The organism is Vibrio sp. B1ASS3 (assembly GCF_905175355.1).
Classification (GTDB): Bacteria; Pseudomonadota; Gammaproteobacteria; order Enterobacterales; family Vibrionaceae; genus Vibrio; species Vibrio owensii.
Window position 1 is genome coordinate 856,688 of record NZ_HG992743.1, and the last position, 25,930, is coordinate 882,617.

At 46.1% G+C, this 25,930-nt stretch carries 23 protein-coding genes; 9 read left to right on the forward strand and 14 right to left on the reverse strand.

The annotated features are described in order from the left end of the window. Window positions 1-441: 441 nt before the first annotated feature. Genes KJB05_RS22300 through pdhA form a run of 3 tightly spaced genes read right to left on the reverse strand, consistent with a single transcriptional unit; the run spans window position 442 to window position 3,651 of the window. Complete coding sequence (locus KJB05_RS22300) at window positions 442-1,584, reverse strand: dihydrolipoamide acetyltransferase family protein (protein ID WP_009700782.1); 1,143 nt, start codon at window positions 1,582-1,584, stop codon at window positions 442-444. Continuing rightward, window positions 1,581-2,564, reverse strand: a complete 984-nt coding sequence (locus KJB05_RS22305) for an alpha-ketoacid dehydrogenase subunit beta (RefSeq protein WP_009696326.1) — start codon at window positions 2,562-2,564, stop codon at window positions 1,581-1,583. The genes KJB05_RS22300 and KJB05_RS22305 overlap by 4 nt, the downstream gene beginning before the upstream one ends. Beyond that, window positions 2,557-3,651, reverse strand: a complete 1,095-nt coding sequence (gene pdhA / locus KJB05_RS22310) for a pyruvate dehydrogenase (acetyl-transferring) E1 component subunit alpha (RefSeq protein WP_208445777.1) — start codon at window positions 3,649-3,651, stop codon at window positions 2,557-2,559. The genes KJB05_RS22305 and pdhA overlap by 8 nt, the downstream gene beginning before the upstream one ends. 593 nt (window positions 3,652-4,244) lie before the next feature. Here pdhA and KJB05_RS22315 point away from each other — a divergent pair. From KJB05_RS22315 to yegD, 3 genes are all read left to right on the forward strand, one after another. Beyond that, window positions 4,245-4,565, forward strand: coding sequence for a DOPA 4,5-dioxygenase family protein (locus tag KJB05_RS22315; protein WP_005450131.1), 321 nt, complete (start codon window positions 4,245-4,247; stop codon window positions 4,563-4,565). Between the two features lie 236 nt (window positions 4,566-4,801). Beyond that, the gene (locus tag KJB05_RS22320; RefSeq protein WP_061011048.1) at window positions 4,802-5,428 is read left to right on the forward strand and encodes a hypothetical protein; all 627 of its coding nucleotides are present in this window, start codon (window positions 4,802-4,804) and stop codon (window positions 5,426-5,428) included. Window positions 5,429-5,515: 87 nt separating this feature from the next. Then, complete coding sequence (gene yegD / locus KJB05_RS22325) at window positions 5,516-6,868, forward strand: molecular chaperone (protein ID WP_049537613.1); 1,353 nt, start codon at window positions 5,516-5,518, stop codon at window positions 6,866-6,868. Window positions 6,869-7,128: 260 nt separating this feature from the next. Here yegD and KJB05_RS22330 read toward each other — a convergent pair whose 3' ends face one another. Together KJB05_RS22330 and KJB05_RS22335 are read right to left on the reverse strand one after the other, a co-directional pair. Beyond that, on the reverse strand, window positions 7,129-7,605 hold the full coding sequence (locus tag KJB05_RS22330; protein ID WP_208445771.1) for a copper chaperone PCu(A)C: 477 nt from the start codon (window positions 7,603-7,605) through the stop codon (window positions 7,129-7,131). 92 nt (window positions 7,606-7,697) lie between these two features. Further along, window positions 7,698-8,159, reverse strand: a complete 462-nt coding sequence (locus KJB05_RS22335; RefSeq protein WP_039985069.1) for a hypothetical protein — start codon at window positions 8,157-8,159, stop codon at window positions 7,698-7,700. Window positions 8,160-8,566: 407 nt separating this feature from the next. Between KJB05_RS22335 and KJB05_RS22340 the strand changes: the two genes are divergently transcribed. Further along, on the forward strand, window positions 8,567-9,607 hold the full coding sequence (locus tag KJB05_RS22340; RefSeq protein ID WP_208445770.1) for a Preprotein translocase subunit SecY: 1,041 nt from the start codon (window positions 8,567-8,569) through the stop codon (window positions 9,605-9,607). Between the two features lie 144 nt (window positions 9,608-9,751). Here KJB05_RS22340 and KJB05_RS22345 read toward each other — a convergent pair whose 3' ends face one another. The 3 genes from KJB05_RS22345 to KJB05_RS22355 all read right to left on the reverse strand — a co-directional run bounded on the left by KJB05_RS22345 (window position 9,752) and on the right by KJB05_RS22355 (window position 11,816). Beyond that, window positions 9,752-10,048 (reverse strand): hypothetical protein, encoded by a 297-nt coding sequence (locus KJB05_RS22345; protein WP_208445769.1) that lies wholly within the window; start codon window positions 10,046-10,048, stop codon window positions 9,752-9,754. A 117-nt stretch (window positions 10,049-10,165) separates the two neighbouring features. Further along, a complete protein-coding gene (locus KJB05_RS22350) occupies window positions 10,166-10,501 on the reverse strand; it encodes a hypothetical protein (protein WP_009704615.1) in 336 nt (111 codons plus the stop codon). Window positions 10,502-10,625: 124 nt separating this feature from the next. Next, window positions 10,626-11,816, reverse strand: a complete 1,191-nt coding sequence (locus KJB05_RS22355) for a DUF5666 domain-containing protein (RefSeq protein WP_208445768.1) — start codon at window positions 11,814-11,816, stop codon at window positions 10,626-10,628. Between the two features lie 89 nt (window positions 11,817-11,905). Here KJB05_RS22355 and KJB05_RS22360 point away from each other — a divergent pair, with 89 nt between their 5' ends. The 5 genes from KJB05_RS22360 to KJB05_RS22380 all read left to right on the forward strand — a co-directional run bounded on the left by KJB05_RS22360 (window position 11,906) and on the right by KJB05_RS22380 (window position 16,632). Further along, window positions 11,906-12,574 (forward strand): response regulator transcription factor, encoded by a 669-nt coding sequence (locus KJB05_RS22360; RefSeq protein WP_009704613.1) that lies wholly within the window; start codon window positions 11,906-11,908, stop codon window positions 12,572-12,574. Next, window positions 12,546-13,787 (forward strand): HAMP domain-containing sensor histidine kinase, encoded by a 1,242-nt coding sequence (locus tag KJB05_RS22365; RefSeq protein ID WP_208445767.1) that lies wholly within the window; start codon window positions 12,546-12,548, stop codon window positions 13,785-13,787. Before KJB05_RS22360 ends, KJB05_RS22365 begins: the two co-directional genes overlap by 29 nt. Before the next feature lie 128 nt (window positions 13,788-13,915). Next, window positions 13,916-14,845, forward strand: coding sequence for an SRPBCC family protein (locus tag KJB05_RS22370; protein WP_208445766.1), 930 nt, complete (start codon window positions 13,916-13,918; stop codon window positions 14,843-14,845). A 132-nt stretch (window positions 14,846-14,977) separates the two neighbouring features. Beyond that, window positions 14,978-16,270 carry an alkaline phosphatase gene (locus KJB05_RS22375; RefSeq protein WP_208445765.1) on the forward strand — a complete coding sequence of 431 codons (1,293 nt, stop codon included), beginning with the start codon at window positions 14,978-14,980 and terminating at the stop codon, window positions 16,268-16,270. Window positions 16,271-16,395: 125 nt separating this feature from the next. Continuing rightward, window positions 16,396-16,632: a hypothetical protein gene (locus KJB05_RS22380; protein WP_227739881.1), complete on the forward strand. Its 237-nt coding sequence runs from the start codon at window positions 16,396-16,398 to the stop codon at window positions 16,630-16,632. 135 nt (window positions 16,633-16,767) lie between these two features. Here the strand turns inward: KJB05_RS22380 and KJB05_RS22385 are convergent, their stop codons facing one another. The 6 genes from KJB05_RS22385 to KJB05_RS22410 form a co-directional block, all read right to left on the reverse strand. After that, on the reverse strand, window positions 16,768-17,214 hold the full coding sequence (locus tag KJB05_RS22385) for a hypothetical protein (protein WP_009704608.1): 447 nt from the start codon (window positions 17,212-17,214) through the stop codon (window positions 16,768-16,770). Window positions 17,215-17,226: 12 nt separating this feature from the next. Beyond that, window positions 17,227-19,005, reverse strand: coding sequence for a S8 family peptidase (locus tag KJB05_RS22390; RefSeq protein ID WP_045417780.1), 1,779 nt, complete (start codon window positions 19,003-19,005; stop codon window positions 17,227-17,229). A 255-nt stretch (window positions 19,006-19,260) separates the two neighbouring features. After that, on the reverse strand, window positions 19,261-19,596 hold the full coding sequence (locus KJB05_RS22395) for a hypothetical protein (RefSeq protein WP_005439286.1): 336 nt from the start codon (window positions 19,594-19,596) through the stop codon (window positions 19,261-19,263). An 8-nt stretch (window positions 19,597-19,604) separates the two neighbouring features. Then, the gene (locus KJB05_RS22400; protein ID WP_244142952.1) at window positions 19,605-21,380 is read right to left on the reverse strand and encodes a diguanylate cyclase; all 1,776 of its coding nucleotides are present in this window, start codon (window positions 21,378-21,380) and stop codon (window positions 19,605-19,607) included. A gap of 780 nt (window positions 21,381-22,160) precedes the next feature. Continuing rightward, complete coding sequence (locus KJB05_RS22405) at window positions 22,161-23,417, reverse strand: aromatic amino acid transport family protein (RefSeq protein WP_005439281.1); 1,257 nt, start codon at window positions 23,415-23,417, stop codon at window positions 22,161-22,163. A 220-nt stretch (window positions 23,418-23,637) separates the two neighbouring features. After that, on the reverse strand, window positions 23,638-25,854 hold the full coding sequence (locus KJB05_RS22410) for an EAL domain-containing protein (RefSeq protein WP_208445763.1): 2,217 nt from the start codon (window positions 25,852-25,854) through the stop codon (window positions 23,638-23,640). Window positions 25,855-25,930 lie beyond the last annotated feature (76 nt).

Below are 25,930 nucleotides of genomic sequence, written 5' to 3' on the forward strand. Positions count from 1 at the left end.
CCAAACCGCCTCATTCCCTAGAGCGAAGAATGAGCGAGTAGGGAATCCCTTCATGCTCGCTACTTTAAGTTGTCATTCTGAACAGCGAGGAACGAGCGTGATTCAGAATCTGTTGTCAAAGCGTGTTGCGGGTTTGTGTCTATGAAGGTGCTTCAGCTTTCGTTGTCATTAGATTCCTAGTCGCGCTTAGGCTTGCTGGAATATCGCGTTAGAGTTTCTTCTTAAGAATCAGATTATTAGGGAGCTTTTGCTGAGTGAAAACCAAACAGCGTCATTCCCTAGAGCGAAGAGTGAGGGAGTAGGGAGTCTCTTCTTGCTCACTACTTTAAGTCGTCATTCTGAACAGCGAGGAACGAGCGTGATTCAGAATCTTTTCAAATTCAATCTCAAAACAAAAGGGCTTCCAATCAGAAGCCCTTTATTATTTATGACAAACATTGCTTAAACGCTCGCTTTTCTCAAGTGCTCTGCCAGTACTTTTGTGAACCTTGCTGCTTCACCGCCGGTACATGCACGGTGGTCAAACGTAATCGACAGCGGCATGGCTTTCACTGCCACAGCTTGCCCGTCTCGAATTACAACCTTCTCAATGATTCGACCTGCACCTACAATCGCAACTTGTGGCGGCGTGACCACTGGCGTTGCGTAAATGCCTGCAATCGCACCAAAGTTTGAAAGCGTAATTGTGGCGTGCTGTAACTGCTCACGACCAATCTTGCGTTCGCGTATGCCTTGTACGGTTTGATCTAACCAACGGCGTACTTCCTGAGGCTCATATTCGTCGGCATGTCGCAGAACAGGCACGTACAAACCGTGTCTACTGTCTACGGCAATACCAATATTCACCGTGCTGTGGACACAACGCGTCATGGTTTCTGCATCAAACCATGCATTCATGGCGGGTTCTTCCTGACATGCATGCACAATGGCTTGGACTAGACGAATACTGATGTCTTCACCTTGCTTCCAGCCATCTAAGACAGCTTCCTCAGTAATGGTCACTGCCGCGACATTGTGATGGGATTCCGCCATGGTCGACACCATGGTTCGGCGTGCGCCTTTAAGTACTTCTGTACCGGGACGTTGTTTGCCCGCTTCATCGTAGATATCGGCATCGACGATCAAACCATCCGGACCGCTGCCTTTGACCAACTCCAAATCCACACCCAGTTTCTTCGCCAATAAGCGAGCGGAAGGAAGCGCAGTGATGAGGTTATCTGGCGATGGATTGTGTTCGCCACCAATCCAGAAATCGTCCACATTGACGCTGTGTGCATGTTGGGAGACATTACCAACCACGGTTGCTGCATCGGCAGTTTGTTTCTGCTCGGAGACGGTCTGCTCTGCGCCCGTTTCATCGATTTCCAGAAGTAAAGCACCAATGTTGATTACGTCGCCTTCTTCACCATGACGACTCACGATGCGACCGCCATAAGGCGCAGGGACGTCCACGGTCGCTTTTGCGGTTTCGACGGTAAGCACCACTTGATCGAGCTTGACCATATCGCCGACACTGATATGCCATTTCACAATTTCTGACTCAGCGAGACCTTCGCCGAGATCGGGTAAGTTAAATGTCTTCATTTCCAATCCTCCACGAGTTCGCGCGCGGCGAGAACAATGTCTTCTTCCTGAATCATGTAATAATCTTCGTTGCGGTAGTACGGCATGATGGTATCCATGCCCGTGACGCGTTTTGGTGGTGCTTTGAGTAGGCACATCGCATGTTCTGCGGTTCTGGCTAGCAATTCTGAGCCGACACCACAGGTTTTGCTGGCTTCATGTACCACCAAGAGGCGTCCGGTTTTCTCTAGCGAACGGAAGATGGTCGCGGTATCAATGGGTTTGATGCTGGCTAAATCAATCACCTCAACTTCGATACCTTGATTGGACAGCGTTTGAGCCGCTTGCAGTGATTCGACCACGCATGCCCCCCAAGTCACTAACGTAATGTCGCGACCTTTGCGAAGGGTAAAGCAAGTGTCGAGAGGTAGCGCTTCGCCGTTATCCACCACTTCAGATTTCACCGTGCGATAGATACGTTTTGGCTCAAAGAACATCACCGGATCGTTGCTACGAATGGCTGCTAGGAGCAAACCATAAGCGCGTTGCGGTGATGAAGGAATCACAACCTTAAAACCTGCGGTGTGAGCGAACAACGCTTCGACACTTTCGGAGTGATGCTCTGGTGCATGAATACCGCCACCAAAGGGCGCGCGGAACACTGCAGGGCAGGTGAGTCGACCACGAGTACGGTTACGCATTCGTGCCGCGTGACACATCAAATGTTCCAATGCAGGGAAGACAAAGCCTTGGAATTGAAACTCTGCCACAGGTCGTAAACCTTGCGTTGCCATGCCGACAGTGACTCCGCCAATAAGCGCTTCAGCTAGAGGTGTGTCGATAACGCGCTTAAGACCGTATTTTTGTTTGAGTCCTACAGTGGCGCGGAATACACCGCCGTTGTCACCCACGTCTTCGCCAAGGACGATGACATTCGGATCGTGTTCCATTTCATGGTGCAGTGCGAGGTTCACTGCTTCAACTAGCGTGAGTTCAGCCATGTTTCCCTCCCTGCATTCGCATTGCTTTGTTGATTAGCTCATCCCTTTGCGAATGAAGCTCTTGGGGTAGGGATTCATAAAGGAAATCGAAGCCCGTTTCAGGTGCTTGATTTGGCATGTTGAGATAACGTTCAACGGCGAGTTCTACTTGTTCTTTACAGTGGGCTTGCCACTCTTGTTCTTTCTCGTTACTCCAAACGCCTTGATTGGTGAGAAAGGCTTTAAGTCGACGAACGGGTTCATATTGCCAAGCCGTTTGAACCTCATCCTCGTTACGATAACGGGTCGCGTCGTCGGCGGTGGTGTGATCGCTCAAGCGGTAACTTACTGCTTCAATTAACGTTGCGCCTTTGCCTTTTCTGGCTCGTTCAAGGGCGGTCATTGTTGCATCAAATACCGCGACGACATCGTTGCCATCCACCGTAATACCAGGAATGCCAGCACCTTTGGCTTTCTCTGAGAGAAATTCCGCAGCACATTGCAAGCTACGTGGCACGGAAATCGCCCATTGGTTGTTGTTCACCACAAAGACTAATGGGATGTTCCATGCGCCCGCACAGTTAATGGATTCAAGGAAGTCGCCTTTGGAAGTGCCGCCATCGCCGCACATCACCAAAGCCGCATCGTGATTGCCTTGGATTTTCAGTGCTGCTGCAACACCAACGGCATGGGTACACTGGGTTGCGATTGGGACACAGAAGGGCAGATCTTTGCTAGGAAAAGGGCTGCCTTCAGGAGCGAAGTCGCTGCCGCGTTCATCGCCTCCCCAGTATTGCAGGTTCTTTTCCATGCCTATACCACGACACCACATGGCGGGCATATCGCGATAATAAGGAACAAATACATCACTGGCTTTTAGCGCTCTGCCTACTGCTATCCCAACGGCTTCCGAGCCAAGGTGTGATGGGTAGGTGCCTAATTTACCAGTGCGTTGCAGGGCAACGGCTTTGTTATCGTAGGTGCGAGTTAATACCATGTCTTGGTAAAACCCGACCAATATTTCGAGATCAGCCCAGTTGGGTAGTTGGCTGACGAGGTTCCCATCATGGTCGATAAACCGATGCATGGGTAATGCCTGAACGTTCATCTCAAGCTCCTTTTGACGCTGCGGGTCTTTTGGACTGCAGCTGCTCATTGTTTCGATCTCAGCCTGTATGGGTACTCAGGCTTTGATATCAGCGCAAAAGGTCATACCTAGGATTGCAGTTGTTTTGATAGCTATCGACGCTTTTGGTGCTCGTCTCTCTAACAAAAGTGTGTTCTGGTAAAACACAAGGCGTCATTTATTACTGCTGTTTACACCGCCTAATCCAGTGATGAATCTTGGTATAACCAGATACAGTAAGTGTAAACAAATTGTTAAATTATGCTTTAATTTGAGTTGTAACCCACAGTAAAGTTTCGCTTACACCGTAGTTTTCTAGGATAAAATACTGCTTTTTTGAATTGTACGTTTTCGAAGTTGAAGGGAATCACTGAGTTTGACAGGAAATTTGTAATAAAATTATGCTGTAAAATTCGACAGGTTGAGTGATTTATCAACCATATTCGCGCAGATCCAGTAACACGTTAATCTCTCCGTCACGCTTTGACGATAGATTTGAATTTGTCGCTTCCCTCGATAGTTGAATGCAGGTAGTGTGGCGACTAATGAAAGTCAGTGATACGCATGGAGAAGTTATGTACCACATTCATGTTTACTTCCCGCTTCAGCAGCAGGATAAAGCTCAAGCCTTGAATGAGATCATTCGTCAAGAACGCCAAGATGTCTTGCGCGTTTTCCCTTTAGTGTGCAAGTTGGTTGGTCCACATAAGATGCCGATGTTTGAGCTGCATGTTGAATCGATAAGTGATGAGTTTATCGCATGGCTTGATACCATTCGTGGCGGTTTTTCGGTTTTGATTCATCCAGTCAGTGACAACGAGCTGCGTGATCATACCGAGCGTGCGATTTGGTTAGGTCGTGAGCTTGGCGTGTTTGAAGAAAAGCTCGAAGCATAATTCGTTTGGGTAGACCGTTTCTTTCCCTCCTATTTGGTCTATCCAGATTCAGCAATTCCGTCCATCGTGTGCTAAACCTTAATAACGGTAGTGATAAAGTAGTCACTGCCGTTTTGAGTATATTTATGATGTTTAACAATGCATTAAAACAAGATTAAGCACAAAAACAGGGAAGTGCAGTTTACGACCCCAACGCCATTGGCAGTGGAAAAGGACATTTCTGGAGGGGAAAGGGTATGCTTACAATACTCTTAGTAGCACTTGCGCTGTATATTTTCTGGTTGTTGTTTCGTAACGGTCCTGCGTTTGCAGAGCGAGTGCCGAACAAAAAACGTAACTGGGTCGGACCCACGTCAAATCAAAAAGAATGGCAGGGCTATTGCTCCGAGGTCTTTCAGCCATTCAGCTCTCAAACTACCTTTTATGCCATCGCATATTTTGCCAACTTTGTCGCTGCGGCAAACGCCATATCATGGTCGATAGTGTACGAGGGCGACTACTCCGTCATCATCAGTCGCTTTGGCAGCTACTTCATTCTCAACACGCACGATGCCTTGGTGATCTCTGGGTTTGTCGCACTGGCTTGTTTCATCATTAATTGGCAAATGGCGGTACACTGCGCGGGGATCATGAGCCAGTATTTGGTGCGAATCTTAATCATCAATCGTACGCGCTTCGTTGCGATTAGTTTGGTGTTCTGCAGTTACTTTGCCTACCTGCTGACTGTCGGCATTTTCTGGTTGTTCCACGATGGATACTCTATTTGGCATGGGCTTACGCTCACTCCGGTATTTCTGCTGTTGGCTTTGTTGCTTGCGGTTGTGTTGCCATCAATGAAGAAAGAACCTGTCGAGAAAGAGTAAGCGCCACTTATTTCATTGAGTTGCGGTAGTAATTCCATTGAGGTTGAGGTAGGATTGCCGACCTTTTTTTCGTCAGTGGGAGGACTTATGTATATCGGCTTTGACTACGGCACCGCGAACTGTTCGGTGGCGAAAATGGAACAAGGTGAACCGCAACTTTTAAACCTTGAAGGGAATAGCCCTTACATTCCTTCCACCCTTGCTGCACCAACGCGTGAGTCGGTGTCTGAACACTTGTTCCGCCATCGCAGCATCAAACCGTTCGATCAGGTTGGTGAGCAGGTTTTGCGTCGCGCGATCAACCTTAATCGTGAAGAAAGTATTGAACTTGAGCCAGAAGACATGGCGTTTGGTCAAGCGGCATTGAATCGCTACTTGGAAGATCCTCGCGATATCTATTACGTGAAATCACCAAAGTCTTTCCTTGGTGCTTCTGGTCTGCGTGATGTTCAGCTGAGTTTCTTTGAAGATCTGGTTTGCGCCATGATGGACAACATCAAAGCGCAAGCAGAGAACAGCGCACAGCAAATCATTACTGATGCGGTGATTGGTCGTCCGATCAACTTCCACGGTCGTGGCGGTGAGACGGCGAACATTCAAGCGGAAGGCATTCTTTTAAGGGCAGCAAAACGCGCTGGTTTTCAGAACATCGAATTCCAATTTGAACCGGTCGCCGCAGGTCTGGAATACGAAGCAACGCTAACCGAAGATAAAACCATACTAGTGGTCGATATCGGTGGTGGTACGACAGACTGTTCTTTGATTCAGATGGGGCCATCTTGGCGAGGTAAAGCCGACCGTACCGCCAGTCTGTTGGCGCACAGTGGTCAACGTATTGGTGGTAACGATTTGGATATCGCGTTGGCGTTCAAACAACTGATGTTCCCATTCGGTATGGAGAGCAAGATGGAATCGGGCATCATGATGCCAACCACGCAGTTCTGGAACCCAATTGCGATAAACAATGTGGAAGCGCAGAGCGATTTCTACTCACGTGAAAACTTATCGGCGTTGAAACTGCTGCACAAGCAAGCGCAAGAGCCTGAGAAGCTGGCTCGTTTGTTAGAGGTTTACCACGAGTCGCTGGGCTACAACATCGTGCGTCGTGCAGAAGAAGCCAAAGTCGCGTTGTCTGATCAAGCGTCTTACCGTGCGGGCATTAACTTGTTGTCTGAGTTGATTGAAGTCGATGTTCAACGTGATGAGATGATTGAAGCGATTGAATCACCGAAGAATAAGATGACGGCTTTGGTTACTGAAGCGGTAGAGCAAGCGGGCGTGAAACCGGATGCGATCTTTATGACGGGCGGTTCGGCGCGTTCACCTATTTTGCGTGATGCAGTGCAGACAGTATTGCCAAACATTCCAGTGGTGAGTGGCAACTACTTTGGCTCGGTCACCGCAGGTCTAGCGCGCTGGGCAGAGGTTTGTTTTAAGTAAGACCGAGTTAGCTGTTATTAGATTCCTGATCTCGCCTAGACTTGTCGGAATGACGAGGGGGGAGTTTGGCTGATGTGTGAGCACTAAGCCACTCAAACTTTGACAGAAGACTAAATAGGGTCATTCCCTAGAGCGAGGAACGAGCGAGTAGGGAATATCGAAAGTGCACATCAGTACAACCAAAGGTGCACACGGCTAGAATCATAGGTACCAAAAGAAAAACAGCCCGCTGAAGTAGCGGGCTGTTTTCGTTTAAGCGATTAATGGTGGTGCGTGTGCTTTTCCATGTGGTCTTTCTTCTCAACCGCCATTTCGACTTCCACTTTACCTGCTTTTTTGAACGTCAAAGTCACAGGGAAACGGTCGCCTTCTTTTAGCGTTTGGGTTGGGTTGAAGATCATGAGATGGAAGCTGCCAGGCTTGAATTCCACTTTTTGTTGAGGCTCTACTACGACTTCATCAATCTTAATCATCTTCATCATGCCGTCTTCTTTTGTGTGAGTATGAATCTCCACACGGTCAGCAATCGGTGTTGAAGCCGCGATCAGCGCGTCATCAGCGTCACCTAGGTTACTTAGCTGGAAGAAACCGCCAATCACTGGGGCATTTGGTGGCGCTTCACGGCTCCAAGGATGATCGATGTGAATCTTGCCTGCTTCGTATTCGTGAGCAAGGCCAAGTGGGCTTGCCAATAAAGCGACAAGAGCGATGGTTGTGGTTTTCATCAGTTTGATCATTTGTGTTTTCCTTTTTAAATCTGGCTGTTCTCTGTCGGTTCTTCGATAGGATTAATACGTTATGTTTATTTACCGACTACTTCGTTGAGTATTTAGGTGTGGAAAACACAAGGCGGAGATTGCTTGGGCGCTACGTATTTGTAAACTTTTCTTCCGCAAGCTGCGAAATGATAGGGAGTGAAAACATGCTTGGTGCGTCTTAACCAAGAGAGCGTGGTCAGATACAGACCGAACGCGATAGCAATAAAGAATTGCGCCGCTTGCAGCAATGGACATTCAAACTGAAACCCATCGTGCAGGTTAAGATCTTGAACAAATTCAGAATTGGGCAGCGCGTTGGCTTCAATTAGTTCGTTAATATCCACCCATTTAAAGCCATCAGCGGTACACAGCAACACCTTTTCATCTTGAACTTGGTTTAGCCAATTTTCGCTGTGGATTTGCGTAGGGTTCAGTGCCGCAGTCGACGTTAGGTACAGCTGAAACAGCACAGCGATGATGATCATGACTGCGCTTATCGCTTTCTTTCCATGCTGTGTTCTGAGTGTGTCCATACGACTTTTTATTATGAAGCGGAGATACGCTAATTGGCTGTAAGACTATGTTTCGGCGCAGGATAGTAACAAACGAACATCAAATTGTAATCGCGAGTTTATAAAAAGGTGATGTGAGTGTGTTTTATTTGTTTTGCGGTTTTTTATTCTGAGAACACATATCGCAAAGATTTATCGTTCGGAAAGCTTTCAAACCTATTGGTGCGCTGAATGTCGCAAATTGAGCTGGTGATTTTGCGTGCTAGAATCGCACTGATTCAATTCAAACTGATTATCTATTCCTCACTTGTTTTCCATTAACGGAATTATGACAGTAATTTAATAAAGGATACGGTATTCTCCGCACCTTTGTAGTTGCTTGAAGCGCCCGTCAAATAAGGGCTGCGGAATCTTAAGAAATTTCTCCAATGAAATACGAACAACAGATCGGATATCGATATCCTAAAGGTCGATTTGCTATGGTGAGCGTGTACGCGTTTACTGGCGCTGCGATTTTAGCATCGACTATTTTTTCTCTTTTACTGTTTTTGTCGATTGACGAAAACCCAATGATGCAGGCGCTATTTGGCGGTCTGGCCATCATCTTTGAAGCAGGCAAGTTTTACGCTTGGTATGAATACGGTGAGCGTCGCGCACACAGAAACTACACCGGAGCCCTCACGGCGTTAGTGTTCTATTTGGTGCTTGCCGCTATTTCTATCGGCGGCAGTATTGGTGGCATCAACAGTGCGACCAACAGCGCCCAAAATCATATCTCGGTAGAACAAGCGAAAGTGGAAGCCTACAACCGTCAGATTGCGTCAATCGATCAGCAGATTGAACTGAACAACATGGCGGCGCAAAAGTACATCGAGATGGAGCGTATCGCGACTGGCGTAACGCGCATTCAAGAGCAGAACAAAAAGCTACGTGAAGAGCAGCAACGTTTAGCAACAGAGCGAGATAGCTTACCGCCAGTGGCGCAAGGCTCGGTGATTGGCCTGATCGACAGCTTAGCGAAAGCATTTGGAACGACTTCTTCTCAAGCGCAGTTGGGCTTGGTGGTGTTCTTATCTATCTTGTTGGATTTCTTTGCTGCTTTCTTTGTGGGTTTGATTGGTGAAGAGAACCGCTTCCGCCATTTCTTCCGTCGTAACGATGGTATAACGCTAGCAAACGTTCGAGATATTGACCCAGAGCCAGCGGGATACTTGCCTCATATCAAAGAAGAAGCTGAGCCTGAAGCGCCACAAGAGCTTGAACCAGAAGAGCCAAAAACGTTATTAGAGCAGGTGAGTGATGCGTTAAAAGGTCACCAAATTACTTGCACCAAAAAAGCGGTGGCGAAGCAGTTCAGGCTCTCGGCAGAAGAAGTCGACAAAGTGTTTGAAGAGCTAGCCGAACTTGGTTTAGTCGGTAAGAAAGCCAACCACCATTACCACTGGATTGGTCAGGCCGAAGCGGCTTAAGCATAGCGAACGAAAAACAAAAGAGCGTCCAGATGGACGCTCTTTTTTTTACTTTAAACTAATGGTCACTTTAAACCAACAGCCACTTTATACCTATATTCACTTCAAACAAGTAGACACAAATCGATTCACATCAGGCTGAGATTAATCTGTGACGATCTTCTTAGTCGTGTTTTTAATTGGTTTCTTTTCTTTCTCTGGCATGGCCGCATCAACGGCTTTCCCAGCAAGCCCTTCGTCTGGCAGCGCTTCTTTACCGGCATCTACCGTCGTGTCTTTTAGGGCTTCTTTTGGTGTACATCGACCACCGACACCCACAACCGCTTTAGTGGCTGTTGCTTTAGCTGCTTTTTCTGCATCACAGTCTGGATTCAAAACACCTGCGTGCGCAGAGGTTGCGCCGAATAGGAGAAGAAGTAGGGCAAGGTTACGTTTGTTCATTACAGTTACCGTCTTCGTGTAAACATGAATTAAGTGTAACTGAGTGATGTGAGTTTGCAGGAAAAGAAAAGTGCCGCCGAAGCGACACTTGCGAGTTTCTGTTGTAATTTCGAAACTTTAGTCGTTCGCGAGTTCAATTTCTCTTGCGATATTTTGATCGTTAATTACTACGCCATCGACTTCGATCGTTGCACCATCTAATTGTGCTTCTTGCACGCCATCGAGCTGGGTATTGGTATCAATCACCACCGTTTTGGTTTGGAATTCTGGCCCATGATCGTTTTGGCAGGCCAGCACGAAAGTTCGGGAGTTTGCGTCGTAACTGTTTACTAAGCCTGTGCACTCAAAAGACTCCAATCGCTCTGGTGTGTTGTCGCTGTTTGTCGCCGCGAAACTGCTTGCTGAAGCACAAGCACCGAAAAGCATAATTAGAGGCAGTGTCATTTTACGCATTATTAATCCCTCATTTGGTCATACGTATCTGTTGTAAAAATTGAAAAGAAAAGACGATACGAGAGAGGGAAGAAGCACCACAAAGGCGGTGCTTCTTAGTTGTGTTTGTTGTACTTAATTCGACTTAGTCGTCGTGGCCTTCTGCTTCCACTTCACGTGCGATGTTTTGGTTATTGATGATGACACCTTCAACTTCTACTCGCGTACCGTTTAGGTTGTGTTTATTTAAGCCTTCAAAGCGAGTTTGGGCGTCAATCACAACGGTATTGTTTGCCATAACTTGGTCTGCGTCGTTTTCGCAGCGAGCTACTTGGAAGGTTTCAGCATTCACATCGTAATTAGAAACGATACCTTCACATTCGAACTCTTTACCTTGCCAGTTGCTGTCGTGGTCACCATCAAAATCAGGGCCATCGATTTCAATGTTTGTCGCTGTGCGAACGCCGTTCTTCATTACCGATGTTACTTCCACTTCTTGACCTTGTTTAAGATCCGCTTTAGTACCATCTTCAAAACGTGTTGCGTTGTCGACCGCAAAGTTGCCACGGTAGTTTAGTGAGAATTGGCTGTAATCGTTCGCAACCCATGTCACGATACCTTCTACATCATTGTCGCCAACAAGGCTGTCGTAGTTTTCTACTTCCACTTCTGTCGCAACAAACACGTCGCCTTGCATTGAGCCTTCAGCTTCAACCCATTGACCAACCTCTAGACCGTCAACTCGGTTGTAAGATACCGTTGTGTTTGCGCCAAGTTTGAACGTGCTGTTGTTTGCATCAATGCTTGAGATACGGCCTTCGATTTCGTCAGGACCAGTGATATCAAAATCAAATTTCACAACGGATAGCACTTTGTAACCAGCATCAGCAGTTGGTAGTGATGACACCATGACCCAATCGTTTAGCTCGATCTCGCTGCTCAAACCGTCAAACTGAAGTTCTACACCGTTAACTGTGAAGGTTTTGTTCGCATGATCAATCGCGGTTACCGTTCCAGTCATGGTTGGTTCTAGCGTAACGACGACGGGTTCATCTGTCGTGTTCGACGCTGCTTTTACTGCTGAGCCAACTTGCACCATCATGTTTGGATGTACTGCACCAAGGTTCATTTTTTGAGTGCCATACATGACTTCAGACACTCGGTAAGTGTAACCATTCACCGTGATGGTACTTGCTTCATCGTTTACTGATTCAACCGTACCGATTGCAGCGCTTGGCTTCACAACCGGTTGTGGTGTTGAACTACCGCCGTCACCAGAGCCGCCACAACCAGATAATGCCAAACCCACTGCCGCTACAAGCGCTAATTTTTTCATGATATCGACCTATTTTTGAAAGCTTATTTATGAATTTGGTTGTATCTTATGACGCGTATCGTGAAGTGATCGTGAAGAAACGTGAGCCTATGAAAATATTAATTGTCGACGATAATCACAATGTTTCAGAAACCATTGCCGATTATCTAGAACTCGAAGGAATGACCATTGATTGCGCTTACCACGGAGAGGCTGCGCTAAATTTAATTCAAGAAAATCATTACGATGTCATCATCATGGACATCATGATGCCAAAACTCGATGGCATCAGTACGGTTGAGAAACTACGCCAAGAACTTCTTTGTGGTACCCCAATTTTGTTCTTAACCGCCAAAGATACCTTAGATGACAAAGTGGCTGCCTTTAACGCGGGTGGCGATGATTATCTGATGAAGCCTTTTGCCATGCAGGAGCTGAGCTTGAGAGTTCATGCTCTGGCCAATCGAGGCCCAAGACAAGACATTGGTACATTGAAGTTTGCCGACATTAGTTTGGATGCTCGCACTGATGAAGTGACGCGCATGGGCAAACACATCAAGCTGAGTCGTATTCAAACCAAAATTCTCAAGTTGTTATTGAAGCGTGCACCGTCTGCGGTTTCTCGTACTGAAGTTATTGAGAATGTGTGGGGCGATGAACCGCCGGGCAGTGATGCGTTAAGAAGCCACATTTATGGTTTAAGAACGGCACTCGACAAGGGTTTTGATGATTCCAGATTAGAGACGATTCATGGACAAGGCTACCGACTCAAAGCATAAAGAATACCCGAGTATCTATCGCAAGATCCGCTGGGGTTTTGGCTTGATGACCTTTGCGATGTTCACCTTGTTTTGGTCATTAATCTACGTTGCTGAGAATAAACTCGAAGTATTGAGCTTGCACCACTGGCTTGATACCGAAGTGGCACTATACAAAGAAAACTACCAACAGATGGGGTGGGATGCGCCATTGCCAAATGTGATGGAGTTTGACTCGTATTGGAGTGAAGCGCCAACGCCTGATTGGTTGTTGTCGTTCAAGTTTCCGGGGTTCTACGAATACTTATTAGGTGAAGAAGATAAGCACTTCGTGGTGTTCGAGCATCCGTCCGGAAAAGGGCTAATGTACATCGTCTTCCAAGATGATTCCGATGACTACTTGGACGAATACGAAAGCTCGCTGCATCAATTTACTTTCTTCTTGGGTGGCTTGTTCTCCATCATCATGGTGGGCTATGGCGTTTACATGGTGCGTATTCTGTCTCGACCGTTGGCGAAGATCGAAGACAAGATTGGCAGAATGCCGCCGGACCAACCAACGTTTGAGGTTGATACCAAGTTCAGTGAAACACGCCATATCGAACAGACGCTGTTAGACAGCAAGAACGAGATCGCGGGCTACTTCAAACGAGAACAAGAGTTCAGCCGCTTTGCGTCACACGAGCTACGCACGCCAATCATGGTGATCAAAGGGTCTACCGATATTCTGAGCCGTGTGCCAGAGCAACTGCCCATCGCACAAAAGGCAATTACACGTATGCAGTCGGCTTGTGAAGAGATGCGAGTGTTAACGGAGGCCTTTTTGCTATTGGGTAAAGAGAAGGTAGAACCACAACATTACGCTGATCATGCGTTATTGCGTTGTTTGAACCAGCAGCTCGACGAACTCGCGCCGTTATTTGCCAAGCAAGGGGCGGAGTACAAGTTGGAAGAGACCAACAGTGGTATGGTGCATGCACCGGAAAGCTTCGTAACGATTGTCATCAATAACCTGATAAAAAACGCTTTCAGCTACAGTGTGGGTGATATAGAAATTGCTCTCAATGAGACACAGCTTATTATTGTGAATCGCCACGATGGCAATGAAACCTACAACGCTGGCTATGGATGTGGTTTGGTGATTGTCGAGCGTATCTGTGAGCGAATGAGTTGGCCATTTGAACTGGACGATGATGGCGTCAGGTTTACTGCAAAAATCGATTTTCGCTCTTAAACGCGGGCAAATTATTTAAAGCCAGAGAACGTACTCTGGCTTTTTTGTATCTAACTGCCAGTGAAACAAGAAAAAAATTCGATATCGATTAGACTCAAAAGAGTCAAAGTGAATTGGAAGGAGTGGTTATGCTCTCGTATCAGGTCAATCGAAGTATCGAAATTGAAAAGACACAAAGTGACATCATCGAGTACTTGAAAGACTTTACTCATTGGCCAGAGTGGTCGCCGTGGATCATTATGGAGCCAGAATGCGAACTCACCTACAGTGATGAACAAGGTGTGGTTGGTTCTGGGTATCAGTGGAATGGTCATCGTATCGGGACAGGGGCGATGGTACTTGAGAGCACACAAGAACACCGCCTAGATATGGAACTTCACTTCTTCCGACCATTCAAAAGCCACGCAAAAGTGACGTTTTTAGTGACGCCGTCACAGAGTGGCTGCACGGTTGAATGGATGATGCAATCGCGAGTACCTTGGTTTTTGTTCTTCTTGAAAAGCATGTTTAAGTCAATGATTGGTATGGATTATGACCGCGGACTTCGCATGCTGAAGAGTCAGATGGAAACGGGCCAAGTGCTGTCTCAACTTACCGACGTCGGTTCCCGCAAACAAAATGAAATTAACTACATTGGCTTAATGGGTTCCGGAACCATCCCAGAATTGGGGTCCGTCATGCAAGAGCATATGGCGCGACTGTACGAGATGGCAGAGCGAGAAAGCTTACCAGTGACAGGGGAGTTATTCTGTTACTACCTTTCTATGGACATGAAACAAGGTTATTTCGAGTTCATCACTTGCTTGCCAGTGAAAGCAGGCGTCGCAGCTACTGGCGATTTTGTGGCTGGGACGATCCCTGAGTGTGAAACTTATGTGGTTGAACACAAAGGCGAGTACTGGTTCTTAGGGAATGCCTGGTCGTTTGTCATGAATCTTACTCGACAAAACGGCATCAAAGTCAAAACCAAGCCATTGGGTATCGAGCGCTACCTGAACAATCCAAATGAAACCGATAAAGCAGATTTGTTGACGGAAGTGATTGTCTTCAAGAAATGATGTGCGTTGTAAAACTATGAAGCAACGCCATGTTTCATCCCAACTGCATGATAGTATTCGTTTATAAATTAGAACGATACACAAGTTGATGCGTGCCCTTGTGGCACCATCGTATTATGTCATGGATGAGATATGAAGCTTAAATACCCCCTAATTACTGCCTGCCTTTTTGCCACGCCTACCTTTGCAGATGATGCACCAAAGAACATTATATTTATGATCGGTGATGGCATGGGCCCTGCGTTTACTACCGCTTATCGTTATTACCACGATGATCCAAAAACCGAAGAGATTGAACCGACCATCTTCGATTCCATTTTGGTTGGTATGGCGAAAACATACCCTGATGACGTCACTTATGTTACCGACAGTGCGGCGAGCGCAACGGCTCTTAGTACAGGTGTGAAAAGTTACAACGGTGCGATTGCGGTGGATACCGATAAGCAGCCAATCAAAACCATGTTAGAGATGGCAAAAGAAGAAGGGATGACGACAGGCTTAGTGGCAACGTCACAAATTAACCATGCGACCCCAGCAAGTTTTGCAGCGCACAATGAATCCCGCCGAAACTACGATGCCATCGCCAATGACTACATCGACAACAAAGTGGATGACCAACTGCCAGTGGACTTACTGCTGGGTGGCGGTGTGCGCTATTTCGAGCGTGATGATCGCAACCTTGTCGATGAGTTCAAACAGCAAGGTTATCAGTACATCACGGATTTCAAACAATTGCCTGCTCTGCAAACCTTACCTGCATTAGGTTTGTTTGCAGACAAGGCCTTTCCGTTTGCACTGGATGAAAATCCAACACGATTAGAACAGATGACCAATAAAGCCTTGTCACTAATGCAGCGTCAGGACAATGGTTTCTTTGTCATGATTGAGGGGAGCCAGATCGACTGGTGTGGCCATGCGAATGATATAGCATGTGCAATGGCAGAGATGAGTGACTTTGCCAAGTCCGTAGAGTTAGCGAAAGCCTATGTGGATGGTCATCCCGATACTTTACTGGTGGTCACGGCGGATCACTCTACTGGCGGTTTAACGCTTGGCGCGAATGGACAGTATCAGTGGAATACTGAAGTGATCAAAGGCGTTCATAAAACCGCATGGCCTCTAGCGATGTCTCTTGCGCAGTCGAATGACATGATCGCGACATGGATTGAATCTGTCGATTGGCCTTTGTCCAAAGAGCAAGGTAGAAAACTGGCTTATGCGAAATTGAGTGAGGAGCCGGCAAAAACGCTCTACAAAGAAGTGAAAGCCATCATCAACGAGAAGAGCTATACCGGTTGGACAACAAAAGGGCACACTGCGGTTGACGTTCAAGTGTTCGCTTATGGCAAAGGTTCTGAGCAGTTTGTCGGTTCACAAAATAACACCGACATTGCCAAGAAGTTGATTTCATTCATCCAAGATTAACAGGGTAGATTGTTACGTGAACTTGCCGCCTAGATCACTGTTTTATGGGTAATTTTGCATGACAAATAGAGCGAATTAGCATAGCTTAGTTTTTGTGCAACATGCAGTGCGGAATCTTTGATGTGATGCGTATAGAGAATAAAGCAAACCCTTATGTAACCAGTAGTCAGCTCGATTTGAAAAACGCCAGTCGTTATATGAATCTGGCGTTTAAAGCGAATCGAATTGATGTGAGTGCAGAATTGAGCACCCAAACTGGAAAACCAACGATGGTAATCAAGAATGAGGATGGGGCGGTTGTGCGTCGCATTGATGGTCAAAAGATCATTAATAAAATGAACCACGTTGATACTTACGTCTGATGTGACACTTCAAAGTGAAAATGAACTAAACAAAAAATGCCTCAGCAATTGCTGAGGCATTATTTTTATCGCTCTATAACGTTAACTCAAGTGTTACGTCATAGTGCTCAGAGCCAACTTCTCTTTGCTAGAGAATTATTGTGCACGGAATTTACCGCTGTTAAGTTCAATTTTAGACGCTTTTACGCGACTGTCAGCATTCAAGTAATCGCTGATACCAAGCAGGTCTTGGCCTTCAGACGCTTTGAATACTGCAGACTCACCTTGTGCAAATACAACGTCAAGCTTGAGTTCTTTAGCCACGGCTTTCGCATCCGCTGGATTTTTCACGGTAACGAAAATCAGGCCGGTGGCTTTCGATACGTTGCTAAACGCGTTCTTAAACACTTCATCGCCTGCATGCAGTTCTGCCGCTTCTGAAAGGTTATCGACAGAAAGTTTGCGGTAATCTTGGCCGTTAATCTCGACGGCATCTGATGCTACAAACAGCTCAGGCGCAGGTTGTTCTGCTAGTTGTTGCTCTGCATGGACAGCGGTTGCCATAGTCGAAAGAGCCAGAATAGAAAATGTCATAAATTTCATGTGAATGACTCCTTAGTGACCGAAGATACGCATAGACCAGTTTTTAATAACACCAGGTTTTGCGTTGTTTGCCATCGGTACATCATAGATAGCTGAAGAGTTGAAATATGCAATGAATGAGAACACTTCATCACCGTTTGTATCGATAGCGCGTAGCGTCCATTCGCCTTTTGCGTCCTCACCGTAGAACTGGTTAGAAAGCAGAAGTTGATTCTCATAGCCTGTCACGTTTGGATCGAGCGATTGACCAACAAGGCCGTTACGCGGCGTTTGTAGAACAGAACGTGTGCCTGATGGAGAAATCAGTTCGATTGCCAAATCAGGCAGACGCGAGTGCTCAAGTGTGAGTTTCACCTGTACCGATTCAACCGTAATGTCATCGGTCACTGCGATAGCTGAAGAGCCGCCAACCAAGCTTGCATCTGGCACGCTGACTTCTGTCGCATTGCTTGCCCATGGAGTAATGATTTGTGCAGGCAGAACATTGTTTGTCATGCGAGCACGTTTCATAGCTTCATCAAGGTTAACCGCACCAAAGCCATAGAAGGTGTGGAAGTCGACGCCCGCTGCGTTTTTCTGCCATGGTGAAATTGCTTCGTAGCTCACCAGTTCACCTTGGTTGTTTACGAACTCAAGCTGAACGCCAGGGTGATCTTTGTCAGTCACGCTTGCGGTTTCTGCGAGCAGCGCACGCACATCACGAGCGGTTAGCGCATGGTTTGTCGACATAATTGCCGCAATCGCACCTGAAGTGTTTGGCGCAGCAGAAGAGGTACCATTCATCGTACTGGTGTAATTACAGCTCGGATCTTGCTCTGTACCACCGTGTAGGCCGTTAATACCAAGATCAGCGCTGGTGTTTTGCCCTTCTTCACAGCCCATCAAGTCGGTTGTGACCATAGCTGGGAAATCTTGACCATATTCACCTGCTGGTGCAGCAACCCAAACGTTAGCACCAACGGAAGAATAACTTGCACGCGTACCGTCGGCACGAAGCGCACTAGTGACTAGGTTGTAATAACTTGAGTTATCGTAAGATTGTGCCGAGTTGTGCATTGGTAGCCCTTGGTTACCGCCGCCTGCGAAGAAATCGCTTGGAAGCACAAAGAAACGACCAGTGTTGAAGTAGCGGTATCCATTACCTGCAGACTTCACGAAGACCGCACCTCGGCCCCAAGCATTGCTTTCGCTGACGTCCTTCATCACATCCATTTCAAGTTTGAACTGTGGGTCGTTCTCATCGAAAGGAATCGGTGTGATAGGGCTAAAGCCATAGCTTTGGTTGAATACGCGGACATCGCTAGTGGACGCGTCTGCACCGTGTGAAATCAACCAACCTTCAAGAGTTTGGTTAGCAAGCCAGTTAAAGCCCATTAGAGACGAGCGAGAAGCAACGCCGCGAACACCTTCACCGTTGTTACCAACCGCACTGATTAGGCCTGCAACAGCAGTACCGTGGCCATTTGCGTCTACTGGGTAATCGGCTGGGAATGGTGAATCTTCAACGAAGTTTCTGCTACCTGTGACTACGTTACCCGCAAGGTCTGGGTGGTCGATCTGTACACCAGAGTCAATGACTGCAACTTTTACGCCTACACCCGCAATACCCATTGCTTGTGTCAGTTTGGTGTTTAAGTCGTTACCCGCAACAGCAGGGTTAGCTGCAAATGCAGTTTGGCCTGTGTTATCTAGGTGCCATTGCTCAGAGTAGAGCGGATCATAAGCCGAGACGGCAGGTGAAATGCCTACTGCTAACATCGCAGCGAATAGGCGATTAATGCGTGTTTCCATTTGTGACCTCATGTCTTTGTTTGGAATTTTTGTCCCTGTTCGATACTCCTTTAAACAGGTCTAAACAAAGCTAGCGGGTAAGAATGGAGACGAAAACTGTTTACATCTTATTTACTTTTGTTTTTCGACGCACGACATTATCTTGACGTTAAATGCTTGAAGTCACGGAAGATTCTAGATATTTGGAGAAAAGATTGCGTGTTTAAAAAGCAGGAAAATTAGAGTAATTTCCTGCTTTTTATGGAATGGGGTGATTTATATGGCAGGTTGTATGGTTGGCTCAGGTTCTGTAGGGGCTTGTTCTTTACGAGACAGCAACCCGTCAACCACTTTTTCTACATAGAACTTCTTGTATTCTTGATCGCACCAACGTTTGTTTAAGCCTCTGCGATTAAACTCAGCGCCAATGGCAACACGAGTTTGGTTGGATGCTCGATTGTAATACAGGGTTTCACATAGCTGTATGTTGCTCATCTGCTGAGCGTATACATTCACACTGCTGCTTCTCATTCCCAATTGTGCGGCTTGTTGATTGCTGCATGCGGCCAAAATGAATGGCGATAGGGCAGCAATAATCCATGTTTTCTTCATTGTGCTTTCTATGACGTCGAGTGAATTTTGAACTGGTTTCGTCCAGCTTGTTTGGCATCATACAGAGCTTGGTCAGCAGCGAAAAACCATTGATCCCACTCTTGTCTGATGGATTGCGCGCTTAACTCGTTAACCGCGCCGAGAGAGATTGTCGCGCCTAGAGAGTCTGAGTCAACCTCTAGGTTGTTGTTTTCAACTGCAAGTCTCAAACGGTCTAAGGTTTTTGCGCAGTCGTCGGCGTGGCGGATTTCAAATAATAAGACGAATTCTTCACCACCCCAGCGTACCAATAAGTCTCCAGAGCGAGTGGCTTCATCAAGGATACGCGCGACATGAGTCAGCATCTTGTCACCCAAGTCATGCCCGTATTGGTCGTTGAACGTTTTAAAGTGGTCAATATCAATCACGGCCAAGGCAAACTTACGGCCCGGGCTGTGTTTCGCCATGTTATCTAACCAATTCGGCAGATAGCGTCGGTTGTGGATCTTCGTCAATGGGTCTGTTGTGTTTTGTTGTGTTAACTCTTCATTGATCTTGTTCATTTGGCGAATGTAACGGAAGAGCCAAAAACCAATTGCAGCGACCACACAGAAGTAGAATATCTCTCGATAGCGTTGAGATTCTAACTCCGATGCTTGTAAGGCGTTTTTGGCTTCAAGCAATGTCAGTTCTTTCTGTGCCAGTTTCGCTTCTAAGTCGAGCTTAATGTTGATCATCTCTTCGCCATGAACATGACTAGAGAAGTTTCGCTCCAAACTACGCAGCTGCCCGAGGTAATCAAAGGCAGCTTCAAATCTTTTTAGCTCTTGATGGGCTCGGACTAGCACCAGCAACAAATCCATTTTCTGCTTTGTTTCAACGCTGGATGTCTGACTCAAATTGTCTAGTGCTAGCTTAGCGTTATCGATCGCTTTCTCGTATTGTTCATCAATCAAATAAGCTTCAGCAAACGCTTCATAACAAGAAGCCTTAATGCCTTTGTGCTTCTGCGGGTTTGGTAAATCGAGACATGCTTGAGCTAACTGAAGCGACTCATCCATTTTACCTAGGGTACTTAGTAACTGAGAAAGGTTAGACACCGAGTTGTGTTTGATTCGAACCGACCCCGTCTCCATAGAGAGCTTTGCCGCTCTTTGAAAGTAGCGTTCTGACTCTTGGTATTGTTCCATACCAAAATAAACCACACTTTGGTTTGCATACATAATGGCAAGGAACAAGCTGTTGTCATATTTGTACTTACTGCTTAGGTAGGTATCAATCGCTTGATCAAGATAGGTTTTTGCTCGTTTCCAGTCCGAAAGCTCCATATACAGAGAGGCGATGTTGTTGAGTGTCATCGCAGTCTGAATTTCAAACTCAGAATTTTCGAGAAGGTCGTAGGCGGTACGGTAGTGGCTTAATCCGGTTTGAACCTGAGCTCGTTGCACCTCTGCATTACCTAACCATCGATATGCTCGACCTTGGAGTGAGTCGTAGCCAATTTCACGGGAGATATTAATCACATCGTGCAAGAGCAATTCACCTTGCCAAACGTCATCCGCTTCGACTAAATCAACCGCTTTATTTAATTTGGCTTCAGCAACCACCCAAGGTAAGTCGTGGTCATGTCCAAATTCCACAAGGTCTGGGAGCTTAGGTAGGGGAACACCTTCGTAACGCTCTAGGTAGATGCGCGCGAAGTAATATAAAGCTTGCGCTTCTGGCGAGGCGTTTGCAGGCAGCGATAATTCACCAGACTTGATTGAGCGGGGTTTGCCGATGGAGTCAAAGTAAAACTTCAACATCGGATAATCTGCAGCAGCAATTTGTCGCTTTAGATAGCTTTCCTTTTTTGGAGCGTCAGAAGCGAAGCTATGTGGTGAGCACAACATCACACTCAGCACGACAGGAAATAAATATCGCAGCGTTTTTAACGGTAAAAGCATCAGACTGTTGATAGAAAAGCTGACTCTTATGATTGAAACACTTGATAAGTTTATCATTTCTTAACGGCGATTACCCATAGATTTAATAGTTTTCTCTTAGGAAATTACTATTGACCAAGTCAATAATAATAGGCATTTCAGAGATAAAACGTTTTAAAAACGACGTACATTTGAGTGTAGCAGTTAGATAAGGTGTTTTATGCCTTTGATTTAGGGCTGGGGGTTTGAAATCACAACTATAAAGTATAGAAAGAACTGAAAAGGAGTAGCGATAAGAGGGAAATGAGTCTTAAAAAATCGTTCGATCTCTAAAATTTCATCAGACTGTCATAAATATTTAATACTGGTATGTGTTGTGAAAAAAGGTGTTTTTAGACATAGTGTTATTAAGCCATGAAAAATTGGCTGTTCTAACAAAAAAGGAGATTGCCTATGCACAACGAAATGATTCAACCTTCCCACTTCGGTATTATCGGCCGCACTTGCATCGCGTCAGTGCTAATGATCGTGGGTGTTTTCACTTTCATGTAATGAGAGAATTACTCTCTACTACTGATTAGAAAACTGTAGCAAAATTCAGGGAATTACCTTAATAAAAAATAAGGTATTCCCCTGAAAATCCCATCTAAGTCTCTTTTCTTAACTCAACAAGCTAAAAACCAACGCACTTACTGCAACAATACCCGTCATCAGTACAAAGTATGTCGATACTTTTCCACGATATTTGTGCAGCGCTTTCACTTTGTATACCGACAACATCGGCATAATGAACAAGATCATCGCGATAACCGGGCCAGACAGTGCCTCCATCATCCCCAAAATGCTTGGGTTCATGATTGCCGCAATCCAAATAGACACGAATAGCACCACAACACTAATGTGATCAACACGGCGTTTCGGCATATCTGAATGCTTAGTGATCAAACCATTTAGACTTTCACGTGCGCCCAAAAAGTGGCCAAGGAAAGAAGAGGTGATCGCGACAAATGCCACAAGCGGACCAAGTGTTGCGATAAATGGGTTGTCCGTTGCGTTAGCTAAGTAAGAAAGCACAGAGACGTTCTGTGACTTTGCTTCTGCCAGTTGTTCTGGAGAAAGCGCCAAGACACAAGAAAACACAAACAGAAGAACAAATGCGATCAGCATGACGCTTGTACGGCGCAAGATAAGCTCCGATTTTACGTCCGCACCTTCTCCATAATGACGACGCTGTACATTTGCAAAGCTAGAGATTGCTGCCGCGTGGCTGAACGAGAAGATCACCACGGGAATCGCCAACCACATTGTGCTTGCGAAAGACGACATTTCTGGTGCATCCATCACTGGCATGCTCCAGTTTGGCATTAGATAAAATGAAAGAAACGCCAGAATCGCAACCAATGGGTAAACCATGATGGCAAACGCACGTAGCATCACCTTTTCACCCGCCATCATGATAGCAATTAAGCTAAACACCAATACGCCAGACAGTAGGGCACGCGGTAATGGCTCCATACCCGCTTGGTTGACCATGAAGCTGTCAACGGTGTTGGTAATACCTACACCATAGATAAGAAGAATCGGGAAGATAGAAAGAAAATACAGCAGCGAAATGGAACGGCCCGCTTTCGCGCCAAAGTGTTCTTCTACAACATCGGTAAAGTCTGCGTTTTTGATCTTTGATGACAGTACGAAACGAGCGAGGCCACGGTGCGCTAGGTAAGTCATTGGGTATGCAAGAATCGCCATGACAACCAGCGGCCAGAAACCACCAATACCAAGGTTTATTGGTAAGAACAGAATGCCAGCACCTACGGCAGTACCAAACAAGCTTAATACCCAATGAGTATCGTGTTTTGTCCAAGTATTTGTTGTGTTTAATTCACTAAAATTTAACGTATCTCGAGATTCTTTCACTTAAAACTCGCCTTTATAAAAATAATAATCGCGCGGATGTTATATGTTTTAGTGATTGTTATCACATTGGGCAAGTGGTGAATCGTGCTAGTGAAAAGGCAGGGCAGTAAACTATCGAACCATGAAAATTTGAAAAAAGCGATATATAGTTCCAGTTTGATATGTGTGGATTGAAACTATATCGCGAAATTTTCTGTTTTTATGGTTTTAGATGTCGTGGTTAAGCTTTGTTCGATAACATTGTAAGGTGGTCCGAAAGCGGCAGTGGTCTTGCGACCCCAAACCCTTGAGCAAACTGGATATTTAGCGCTTTCAGTGTATCGATATGATCTTCTGACTCGACAAACTCGGCAACCGTAACCAACTGCATGCTGCAGGCGACTTGGCTGATGGCTTGGACGATGATTCGATCATTTTCACTGTCGACAATGTTTTTCACGAATGAACCGTCCACTTTCAACACGTCAAGGGGAAGGCGACGCAAATAATCGAAGCTCGCATAACCGGTGCCAAAATCATCCAGCGCGATGGTGGAACCTGCTTCTCGAAGTCTGTTTAAGTTTTGAATTGCAATTGGTTCATTACGAAGTGCATCCGACTCAGTGATTTCAAAACACAGTTTGTTCATTGGGATCTGGTGTAGATTCGCTTCGGTTTGAATGTCTTCCGCTAAACCCTGTGAATTCAGCGCTTTGGCGGTCAGATTGATGGCACACCGCCCGATCGAGTTCCAATCTTCAATATGGTTTTTTAGCGCTTTGAAAGTGTTTTCGATTACCCATTTATCTAGCTCTCTTTCTAAACCGAACTCGTTGATCAAAGGGAAAAACTCGGCCGGAGACATAAGCTCCCCCTGCTTAGGTTTAAGGCGCAGCAAAATCTCAAAGTGGGCATTTTGAGTGTTATCCGATAGCGCTCGATACGGCTGACAATAGAGCTCAAACTCGTTTTCGCGAAAGCACTGTTGGATGAAGCTCAATTGGTTAAGTGTCTTATTTTCTTCTTGATTGTGTGTTACCCAGTTCACGCATGCGGTGTCGCGACCTTGTTGCTCGCACAGTTTGGAGATCAAAGGATCAAGATTGTGGTTTCCATAGATGGAAGCACACTGGATGGTACGCTTTACAAGGCTTACCGCGCTGTCGTCGAAGTAAAAATAGAATCGATCTAAAAGCCCAATCAGTTTGGATAACTCGCTTTCCATCTTAGGTAGTTTTGGGGCAAAACAGAGTAAACCACTGGCAAAAGGTGGCAGATAAGCGCGTTTTAAATGCTCGGTATTGGCAGCCAAATATTGGCTTAACTGTTTCATAAGTTGCGCGCGGCCTTGGTGCCCGAGACCGTTGAGCTTAGAAAGGGTGGGTTCAAGGTCAATGTAGATCAATGTCGCATGAGTTTGCGTTGCGACATCTTCTTTTAGTTGGGCGAGATTGTATAACCCCGTGAAGCTATCGATGCGTTCTTTTCGAATCGCATTACGTGTTGTGACATAGTTCTTTATTGTATGAGCACCAAGCATAAAAGTGAGCATGGTCAGTACAAACAAAACCAGCAACATCGCATAAACTTGTTCACGTGATATGAAACCTAGGTTGTAGCGGCTGATGATGTTCTCGACACAAACGAGCAATGTTGCAGCGCCAATCAGCATTGGACGAAGCAAGCCAAACTTTCCGAGCCCCATGCCGACCAAACACAGCAGCATTAAGCTAAGCGTATTCAGAGTCAACGGGTTTTGTGCCGAGATTCCGGCCACTAAAAACAGCGCACACACCATCAGCCACAGCCGATAATGCAAAGGGTTGGAGTAGGCCGCCATCATGGCACGATCAAGTTTTATGTAAGGCGCGTTTTCCCCATCAAGTACATAGCTAAGACCAAGGCTTAGCAGTGGGGTAAGTACCATCTGAGTCAGGATTGCGCTTAACACTGAGTAAGCGACAAACTCGAAAGAAAAGTCAGAGGATCCACCTAGCATTACACTGATCAACATGAGCAATGCGGTGTTTGCAATTGGATAGAGTATTCCGATAAACGCGGCGTAGTAGCCAAGTTTAACCGTGAAGTTGTACGCAGCAACGCGTTTTAAGGCTGCACGATACAATTGGCAAAACAACAAAGGCAGTGCGGGGAGCAACACAGAAAACAGCACCGTCATTTCCCATGGACGCTTGGAAAAGAATCCATAGTAAAACAGCAGTCCTGCCACGATAGTCGGGAGGACTCGCCAACTGTATCGCAGCGTTACGGTAACAACGAAAGCAGCCGTAAAAGAGAGTACGTGAACGCGATCTTGCGCAATCACATAGAAATTGGAGAGGCTATAGCTAACTTGTATTGCGCAAAAGATTAGGATTTGAATGCCTAAAAACTGCCACCACTTTTTATTTTTATAATCGAGCAAAGGGCTGATTTGTTCGAATCCAGACACCGACATTATCCACTCTAATTCTGACAACTAAATCGAAGCGCTGACGTAAACGCGAGTTCTTCATTTCCATGATGATTCGCCT